The organism is Anaplasma marginale str. Florida, from assembly GCF_000215485.1.
Taxonomy (GTDB): Bacteria; Pseudomonadota; Alphaproteobacteria; order Rickettsiales; family Anaplasmataceae; genus Anaplasma; species Anaplasma marginale.
This window is the reverse complement of sequence record NZ_AFMS01000150.1, coordinates 1-701: the sequence shown is the minus strand read 5'-3', so window position 1 is coordinate 701 and position 701 is coordinate 1. Positions and strand designations below refer to the sequence as shown.

Here is a 701-nt window from a genome sequence, read left to right as displayed (position 1 = left end):
CGCTCTCCATTTCCAAGATTGAAGCATTACCCGCTGAAGAGTCTTCCCCTTCCATCTTCATCATCAGCTCCATCACCGCCCACATCACTATCTCCGGGTTCCGCCATCTCTTGCTCCCCGTATTCTCCTCCTTCCTCAAATTCCTGTCGAGGAGCACCCCCCCTATAATTTGCGTCCAGATCTATCAGGTCTCTGAGCATTACCTGCTGATTTACCAGGTCATCCCTCCATGACATAAAAGTGCGCAGTACCAGCGGAGCCTCGATCAGAGACCGCAACATATTAATTTTTTCCGACTTAATCCTCTTTGCGATTTCTATTTCCCCCTCTCTGGAGAGCAACTCTACCGAGCTCATTTCGCACAGGTACATGCGTATAGGATCATCAGTTTGGCCGAAATCTAAAGACCGCATTCCGGCCTCATCCTCTTCGTCTTTCGCTGCGTTTTCCTCAGAAACTACAGCGTCGGCCTCTTCTTCATCGCTCTGTTCTAGCACGCCTATTCCAGAGTCCTGCAGCAGGGATATGGTTTCATCGATGCTTTCAGAAGAAACGACGTCATCATCTGACAGCGCATCGCTTATGTCGTCAAAGGTAATTACTCCACCCTGCTTAATGCCTTTAGTTATGAGATTTTTGACAAGTTCTTTATCCATTACGAATCCCACAAAGGAAAACCAAACAATCAGCGGGCAATCCAA

General features: G+C 47.9%; 1 pseudogene. It reads right to left on the bottom strand.

Annotated elements, in window-relative coordinates:
* Positions 1 to 656 (bottom strand): annotated as a pseudogene (locus GAC_RS04365) (RNA polymerase sigma factor region1.1 domain-containing protein); the annotation flags it as partial.
* Positions 657 to 701 lie beyond the last annotated feature (45 nt).